The sequence below is a fragment of the Methylobacterium sp. CCH5-D2 genome (assembly GCF_001556475.1).
In the GTDB taxonomy this organism is placed as follows: Bacteria; Pseudomonadota; Alphaproteobacteria; order Rhizobiales; family Beijerinckiaceae; genus Methylobacterium; species Methylobacterium hispanicum.
In genome coordinates this window covers 1-2,798 of record NZ_LSIX01001120.1, presented here as the reverse complement: position 1 = coordinate 2,798, position 2,798 = coordinate 1, and the positions used below count along the sequence as shown (strand labels likewise).

The 2,798-nt window shown below is 69.4% G+C and carries 3 protein-coding genes and 1 pseudogene; 2 read left to right on the top strand and 2 right to left on the bottom strand.

Features of this window, described 5'->3' with window-relative positions:
• A pseudogene (gene fliI / locus AX737_RS30340) lies at positions 1–327 on the bottom strand (flagellum-specific ATP synthase FliI); the annotation flags it as partial.
• Between the two features lie 422 nt (positions 328–749).
• Here fliI and AX737_RS30335 point away from each other — a divergent pair.
• Positions 750–1,451 (top strand): response regulator transcription factor CtrA, encoded by a 702-nt coding sequence (locus tag AX737_RS30335; RefSeq protein WP_066927780.1) that lies wholly within the window; start codon positions 750–752, stop codon positions 1,449–1,451.
• A gap of 333 nt (positions 1,452–1,784) precedes the next feature.
• Here the strand turns inward: AX737_RS30335 and AX737_RS30330 are convergent, their stop codons facing one another.
• Positions 1,785–2,207, bottom strand: coding sequence for an organic hydroperoxide resistance protein (locus AX737_RS30330; RefSeq protein WP_066927778.1), 423 nt, complete (start codon positions 2,205–2,207; stop codon positions 1,785–1,787).
• Positions 2,208–2,456: 249 nt separating this feature from the next.
• Here AX737_RS30330 and AX737_RS30325 point away from each other — a divergent pair.
• Positions 2,457–2,798: MarR family transcriptional regulator (locus AX737_RS30325; RefSeq protein ID WP_245293528.1), on the top strand; the 342-nt coding region annotated here is incomplete at its 3' end.

The window sequence follows — 2,798 nt, the reverse complement described above, 5'->3', positions numbered from 1 at the left end:
GCCCTGGGACGGCCGCACCGCGCCCGCCGCCTCGTCGCGCACGAAAGCCGGGCAGCCCCGGCGCACGCCCTCCAGCGAGCCGAACGGCATGGCGAGCGCCCGCTCGCCCTGGAAGCCGATCACCTCGCAGGGGATGAGGCCCGCCACCCCCTCGACGTCGAGCCGCCCACCCAGCCGCATCGCCGAGACCGGCCCCGCCACCTCGACGAGAAGCCCCCGGATCGCCACGACGCGCCCGTAGGTCTCGACCGTCTCGACCCGCTCCAGCGCGGCCCGCAGGGTCGCGAGCGAGGGCGGCGTGGGCTTGGCCGGAGGATTCTGCGACACCCGCTCGCCCCTCAACGCTTCGTTTACCTCCCTCCTTAACACTGCGCTCATCGGGCTTGTAGCGACCCGTACCCGCGATGCCGGGCAGGAGCCTCCACGGGCTCCCGCCCGACAAGGCGCGCCGGCGTGACCGGCGCGCAACAGGGCTCACGGATCCGTTGCGGGCGAGGCACTTGGGCAGGGGATCGAGCGTTCGGTACGCGCGGCGTTGGGGGTCCTGTGAGAACAGACCGTCAACGACTCAGGTTCGGGCCTGGGCGAGATGCGAACGGACCGCTTGCAACCCGGAATCAGGTTTTGTTAACGATTAACGCATAGCGTCGTACGTCAATGTCGTGGCAACGCTCTTCCACAGGACCGTGGGAGAGCGCGGCGGGGACGTGTCCGTACGATGATGCGGCCGGCGGGGCTGGGGACCGACGATGCGGGTACTTCTGATCGAGGACGACAGCGCCACGGCGCAGAGCATCGAGCTGATGCTCAAGTCCGAGAACTTCAACACCTACACCACCGATCTCGGTGAGGAGGGCGTCGATCTCGGCAAGCTCTACGATTACGACATCATCCTGCTCGACCTGAACCTGCCCGACATGTCGGGCTACGAGGTTCTGCGGTCGCTTCGCGTCGCCAAGGTGAAGACGCCGATCCTGATCCTGTCGGGCATGGCCGGCATCGAGGACAAGGTGAAGGGCCTCGGCTTCGGCGCCGACGACTACCTCACCAAGCCCTTCCACAAGGACGAGCTGGTCGCCCGCATCCACGCGATCGTGCGCCGCTCGAAGGGCCACGCCCAGTCGGTGATCACCACGGGCGACCTCGTGGTGAACCTCGACCAGAAGACCGTCGAGGTCGGCGGCGCCCGCGTGCACCTCACCGGCAAGGAGTACCAGATGCTGGAACTCCTCTCGCTGCGGAAGGGCACCACGCTGACCAAGGAGATGTTCCTCAACCATCTCTACGGCGGCATGGACGAGCCCGAGCTGAAGATCATCGACGTGTTCATCTGCAAGCTGCGCAAGAAGCTCGCCAACGCCAGCCAGGGCCGCAACTACATCGAGACCGTCTGGGGCCGCGGCTACGTGCTGCGCGAGCCGAACGAGGTCGAGGAGCGCATCGCGGTCTGACGCCCCCCATCGCCGATCCCCGCACCCCGCCGGTGCGGAACAGGGCCTGCCGCCGCGGTTTCCCCGCGCCGGCGGGCCCTTTCGTTTTCCGGCCCCCTCCCCTGCCGGCCACGGGGCCGGCCCTCGGGTTCTCGCCTGCTCACCGGGAGGCCGGCGGCAATCCTCGGGTCGGACCCGAACCGCGCCGTGCCCCCTCTCCCGCACGGGAGAGGGAGCCCGCGCCCTGTACCGGCCTCCTCTGCGTTCGGCGGAAGCCCCCGAAGGCAAGACGGACGGGCCCGGTCGCCTGGACCGGACCCGCCCTCAAGATGTTCGCCCGCGCCGATCCCGCGCTCAGGCCGCGGTGACCTCGACACGGATGTTGCCGCGGGTGGCGTGCGAGTAGGGGCAGACCACGTCGGCGCGCCGGACGATGTCCTCGGCCTGGGCCCGCTCGATGCCCGGCAGGGTCGCCCGGAGGGCGACGGTGAGGCCGAAGCCGGTGCCGTCCTCGCGCTTGCCGATGCCGACATCGGCCTCGACCTTCGCGTCCTCCGGGATCTTCACCTTGTCCTGCGCGGCCACGAACTTGATCGCGCCGAGGAAGCAGGCGGCGTAGCCGGCCGCGAAGAGCTGCTCGGGATTGGTGCCGGCACCGCCGTTGCCGCCGAGCTCCTTCGGGGTGGCGAGGCCGACGCTCAGCCGCTCGTCGTTCGAGGCGGCGGATCCCTCGCGGCCGCCGGTCGCGTGGGCATGGGCGGTGTAGAGTGCCTGCATGGTGTTCTCCTCTGGAACTCGTTCCGGTGGTCGCGAAACCCGTCTGTGGAACCTCAGGGTTCCTGCCGGTCGCCAAACCCGGTTGCGCACAACCCTTATGCCCAGCCCTGCCGCGACGCTCAATTGCGCGCAATCGATAGGTGCGTTGCGGCAAATTCATTGTGCGCGAACGATCTTCTGTCTACGATGCGGGTTTCATACTTGCGATGCGCGGTGCGGCTCGGGCGAGCCGGACGGGAGTTGAGTTTCATGCCAAGCCGACCAGACGCCCAGGCCCGCGCGCCGCGCAAGACCGACGGCGACGTCCCGCCCGCCCGCGCGATCGACCCGGCCGACCCGCAGCTCCTCGACAACCAGCTCTGCTTCGCCGTCTACGCGGCGGCCCACGCCTTCGGGCGCGCCTACCGCACCCTGCTGGGCCAGCACGACCTGACCTACCCGCAATACCTGGTCCTGCTGGTGCTGTGGGAGGAGGAGGGGTTGACCGTGAAGGAGATCGGCAACCGCCTGTTCCTCGATTCGGGCACCCTGACGCCCCTCCTCAAGCGGCTGGAGGCGTCGGGCCGGGTGCGCCGCGCCCGCGACCGGGTG